Source organism: Ramlibacter sp. (assembly GCF_013697775.1).
Taxonomy (GTDB): Bacteria; Pseudomonadota; Gammaproteobacteria; order Burkholderiales; family Burkholderiaceae_C; genus Ramlibacter.
Genome location: NZ_JACCWG010000028.1, coordinates 1 through 4706, shown reverse-complemented (window position 1 = coordinate 4706; position 4706 = coordinate 1). Strand labels below are relative to the sequence as shown.

The window sequence follows — 4706 nt, the reverse complement described above, 5'->3', positions numbered from 1 at the left end:
GGGTCCATTCGCGGTCGCTACAGAGTGAGCACGGCACAGCAGCGTTGACGACGGGACGTCAGCGCGACGAAGCAGACGCCCGCGAGCGTGATCCCGGAGCCCGGGCACCCCAGCCCCTGCCCGATGCCACCCAAGCAGGCGCACAAAACGCCGCGCGCCTCAGAACGTGTTCCGGTAGTACACCATCGGCCGGCCGCCCTTGGCGCGCAGCATCAGGCGCCCGCCGCCTTCCAGCTGGAAGCCGACCGAGCCGCGCTCGGCGACGAAGCCGCGCTGCGCCTGCGGCTTCAGGTTCAGCTCGATGGAGGCGCGGTAGACCGGCTGCTGCTGCAGCTGCGCCGCGGCCGGCGCGTCGGCCGGCGACGGCACGCGCCGCGACGCCACCACGTCGATGCGGTGCTGCGAATCCAGGGTGTGGCGCCAGTGCACGCCGACGTCCATGGCCGGCTGCGCGGCGAAGCCGCTGGTGCCCGGAAGTGCGCCGGCCTGCGGCACGGTGTTGCTCATGCCCACGGTGGGGCCGATGGAGGAGGTGCCCGGCGACAGCAGGCTCATGCTCACGCGCGGGCCGCCCCAGCTGCCGTCCACGGCGTCCAGGCGCGGCGCATTGGAGGCGCTGACCTCCAGCCGGGGAGGTTTGTCGGTGGGCGCCAGCACAGCAGCTTCAGGCGTGAGCGTGAGCGGCGGCAGCTCGGCCTGTGCCCAGGCACTGCCGCAGGCGGCGCACCAAACGACTGCGGCAACCGCGCACGGCGCCTGCCATTTGGCTTGTGTGGTTCTCCCTGCCTGTGCACCGACTGCGTGCGCTTGAATCCTGTCCATGGCACACCTCCCGACGCCACGACGTGCGGCGATGGTTCACTGTAGGTGTGCAGTAAAGAAAGGTTTGTGGGAGTTGCGACAGGCGTTTTGTCGTCCGGAAGCCGACAGCCGTGCAGGCGCATTCGACGCCTGTACGGATGAGAAGCTTTGGCTTTCAGGAACGCCGCGAGCCGCGCGCCCAGCGCTCTCCCACCTCGAACACCAGCTGCGTCAGCACCGCCAGCACTGCCGACGGAATGGCGCCCGCGAGCAGCGCCGCGCCGTCGTTGAGCGCCAGGCCCTGCGCGATGCGCTCGCCGTAGCCGCCGGCGCCGATGAAGGCGGCGATGGTGGCCGTCCCCACGGTGAGCACCGCCGAGGTCTTGATGCCGGCCAGGATGACGGGAAACGCCAGCGGCAGGTCCACGTGGCGCCAGCGCTGCGCCCGGCGCATGCCCAGCGCCACGCCGGCCTGCTTCAGGCCGATGGGCACCTGCTCCAGCCCGGTGGCCGTGTTGCGCACGATCGGCAGCAGCGCATAGAGCGAGAGCGCGACGATGGCCGGCTCGGTCCCGATGCGCCCGAGCAGCGGGATCAGCGCTGCCAGCAGGGCCAGCGCGGGAATGGTCTGCAGCAGCCCGACGACGCCCAAGATGCCGTGCGACAGGCGCCGGTACGCGGCAGCCAGCGCGCCGAGCGGCACGCCGATGAGGACGGCAACCAGCACCGAGACGACGACCAGCGTCAGGTGCTCGCGCGTGAGCCGGCCGAGGTCGGGGCCGAACAGGCGTTCGCGCACGCCGGCGCGTGTGGCGGAAGCAGCGGCGGCGGCCTCGCGTCCCTGCACGAAATCGGCCGCGATGTCGGCGAAGGCGCGCCCGCGCAATTCGGCTTGCGCGTTCATCGCGATCATCCGCGCCGTGTCGATGCGGCCTTCCAGCGCGGCCAGCGCCTTCCACGCGGCCGGGGCGCGCGTGGGCAGGTCGAGCCGGTACAGCAGCACCGCGTCGTAGCGCGGAAAGTAGCCAGCGTCATCGCGCAGCACGGTGAGGCCGAGTTCCGCGATCTTGGAGTCGGTGGTGTAGATGTCGGTGACGTCGATGCGGCGGTTTGCCAGCGCCTCGTAGGCCACGCCGTGGTCGATGCCTGTGGGCTTTTGCGGCAACTGGTAGCGCGCCGACAGGCCGGGCCAGCCGTCCTCGCGCCCGAGGAATTCCTGCGACACCGCGATGTGCAGCGCGGGGTGCGCGCGCAGGTCGCTGAGGGTGCGCAACGACAGCTGAGTGGCCTGGTCGGTGCGCATGGCAAGCGCGTAGCTGTTGGAGAAGCCCAGAGGTACGCCGTAGGCCAGGCCGATCTTTTCGAGCTCGCGCTGCAGGGTTTCCGGCGGGCTGCCGGCCGGCAGCTTGAGGATCTCCTTCTCGATCGTGCCGATGTATTCCGGATAGAGGTCGACAGAGCCGGTCTTCAATGCCTCCAGCAGGACGGCAGTGCCGCCCAGGCCCGGCCGGTGGTTCGCCTCGGCGCCGGCCGATTGCGCACTGCGGGCAATGATGTCGCCGAGGATATAGCTCTCGGTGAAGCGCTTGGAGCCGACGACCAAGTGCTCGGCGGCCAGGGCGGGCAGACAGCATGCGGCCGTGGCAAGGGCCAGCAGGTACGTGCGCAAGCGCGACGGCAGGTTCATGCCGCGAGGGTAACGTCAATGCACGGAAGGTGGTTTGCAGGCACCGAGGTTTGGTAGCATCGACAGGTCGAAAAAGGCAGGGTCGGTTTTGGTAAGCCCCACCCCTCCTCAGCCACTGAGGAGCTCTGCTCCACGCTCACGCGCGAGAACCCACGACGATCCCGGCACTTGTGCCTTTGGGGTCGTCTGTGTGCGTTCATTGCATCGGCGGCCCCGTGTATCTATGGAGCAGCCATGCATCTCAATCATCTTCACCTCAGCTCGACCGACGTTGTTGCGTCCTCTGCTTTTCTCTGCGAGCACTTCGGCTTCTCGCTGTCCACCGGCCATGCAACGAAAGCCTTTGCGGCCCTGGAGGACAGCGAAGGTTTCAGCGTCGTCTTGATGGCGCTGAAGCCGGGCGAGTCATATCCGGAAATGTTCCACGTGGGCTTTCTCCTGCAGGAGGAACAAGCAGTGCATGCGCAACACGAGAAGCTGCTCCAGGGCGGCATCGACGTCGGGCCGTTGGAGATGAGTCGTGGCGCTTTGCGCTTCTATTGCAAGGCGCCAGGAGGCCTGCTGATTGAAGTGGGGCATGCGCCGGGCGCCGTGGAGACAACCGTGCCGTGACCACAACCGCCAATTTGAATTATTGCCACAGGGATCGACGAAGGAAGTTGACGAGCCTTACCCCCGGCACTGGCTCCACAGTTAGGGCTGCTTGGTTCCCCACCTGACCCATTTGGCCGCTTCACCATGCGGGGAGGCCCGTCAAGGACGAATTGTAGGCGACCCGGGGATTCTCAAGGCCGCATGTGGCCCGACCTTAGAATCGCCCGCATGTCGTACCTGGTGCTCGCCCGCAAATACCGGCCCAAGACCTTCTCGCAGATGGTGGGGCAGGAGCACGTGGTGCAGGCGCTGTCCAACGCGCTCACCCAGCAGCGGCTGCACCACGCCTACCTGTTCACCGGCACCCGCGGCGTGGGCAAGACCACGGTGTCGCGCATCCTGGCCAAGTCGCTCAACTGCCAGGGGGCGGACGGGCAGGGCGGCATCACGGCCGCGCCCTGCGGCGTGTGCCAGGCCTGCACCGACATCGATTCCGGCCGCTTCGTCGACTACACCGAGCTGGACGCGGCCTCCAACCGCGGCGTGGACGAGGTCCAGTCGCTGCTGGAGCAGGCGGTCTACAAACCGGTGCAGGGCCGCTTCAAGGTCTTCATGATCGACGAAGTGCACATGCTCACCGGCCACGCCTTCAACGCCATGCTGAAGACGCTGGAAGAGCCGCCCGACTACCTGAAGTTCGTGCTGGCCACCACCGATCCGCAGAAGGTGCCCGTGACCGTGCTGTCGCGCTGCCTGCAGTTCAACCTGCGGCCCATGGCGCCGGAGACCGTGCAGGAGCACCTGCAGCACGTGCTGCAAGCCGAGGCCGTGCCGGCGGAGGCGCAGGCGCTGCGCCTGCTGTCGCGGGCCGCGCGCGGCTCCATGCGCGACGCGCTGTCGCTCACCGACCAAGCCATTGCGTTCGGCGGCGGCGCGCTGAAGGAAGACGCGGTGCGCCAGATGCTGGGCAGCGTGGACCGCACGCACGTGTTCCGGCTGGTCGAGGCGCTGGCCCGGGGCGACGGCAAGACCGTGGTGGAGATTTCCGAGGCGCTGCGCCTGCACGGGCTGAGCGCGGCCTCCACGCTCGAGGAAATGAGCGCCGTGCTGCAGCGCATGGCGGTGCAGCAGATCGTGCCCGGCTCGGCCGAAGCGGACCCCGATGCCGCCGAGATTGCGCGGCTGGCCGCCCTGATGCCGGCCGACGAGACGCAGCTGCTCTACAGCATCTGCCTGCATGGCCGCGGCGAACTGGGCCTGGCGCCCGACGAGTACGCGGCGCTGACCATGGTGCTGCTGCGGTTGCTGGCCTTCAAGCCCGCGGCGGCTGAAAAAAAAACTCTGATTGAGCCTGCGCGGGTCGCGCCGGTGCCTGCGCCCGCTGCCGTTGTTGCGCCCCCCGTAGCCGCGCCTGTTGCAGCCGTGCCCGTTGCTTTCGTGCCGGCGGCCACGGCCGCTCCTGCCGCAGGCGCTCTTGACCCCGTCGCTGCTGCACCGGTGCATCCTGCCTCACCCGTAGAGCCCGCGCCGCCGCAGCGGCCCGCCGCCGCCCCTCCGGGCCGCGTGCTGCCCGTCGTCGATCCGCCGCAGGCGGGCACCGGAGCGGGTCCCCGCACGGCCCAGC

The 4706-nt window shown here is 69.0% G+C and carries 4 protein-coding genes and 1 other RNA gene; 2 read left to right on the top strand and 3 right to left on the bottom strand.

Features of this window, described 5'->3' with window-relative positions:
* Positions 1 to 159: 159 nt before the first annotated feature.
* Together H0U68_RS01415 and H0U68_RS01410 are read right to left on the bottom strand one after the other, a co-directional pair.
* Positions 160 to 657: a hypothetical protein gene (locus H0U68_RS01415; RefSeq protein WP_296352373.1), complete on the bottom strand. Its 498-nt coding sequence runs from the start codon at positions 655 to 657 to the stop codon at positions 160 to 162.
* Positions 658 to 976: 319 nt separating this feature from the next.
* A complete protein-coding gene (locus H0U68_RS01410) occupies positions 977 to 2488 on the bottom strand; it encodes a glycine betaine ABC transporter substrate-binding protein (RefSeq protein WP_296352372.1) in 1512 nt (503 codons plus the stop codon).
* 234 nt (positions 2489 to 2722) lie between these two features.
* Here H0U68_RS01410 and H0U68_RS01405 point away from each other — a divergent pair, with 234 nt between their 5' ends.
* The gene (locus H0U68_RS01405; protein WP_296352371.1) at positions 2723 to 3100 is read left to right on the top strand and encodes a VOC family protein; all 378 of its coding nucleotides are present in this window, start codon (positions 2723 to 2725) and stop codon (positions 3098 to 3100) included.
* Positions 3101 to 3146: 46 nt separating this feature from the next.
* Here the strand turns inward: H0U68_RS01405 and ffs are convergent.
* An RNA gene (gene ffs / locus H0U68_RS01400) (signal recognition particle sRNA small type) lies at positions 3147 to 3243 on the bottom strand.
* Positions 3244 to 3310: 67 nt separating this feature from the next.
* Between ffs and dnaX the strand changes: the two genes are divergently transcribed.
* The coding region (gene dnaX, locus H0U68_RS01395) for a DNA polymerase III subunit gamma/tau (protein WP_296352370.1) at positions 3311 to 4706 on the top strand (1396 nt) is incomplete at its 3' end.

Excerpts from the sequence above, each read along its gene's own strand:
- H0U68_RS01410 (WP_296352372.1), bottom strand. The coding sequence starts at position 2,488 with ATGAACCTGCCGTCGCGCTTGCGCACGTACCTGCTGGCCCTTGCCACG.
- H0U68_RS01405 (WP_296352371.1), top strand. The coding sequence starts at position 2,723 with ATGCATCTCAATCATCTTCACCTCAGCTCGACCGACGTTGTTGCGTCC.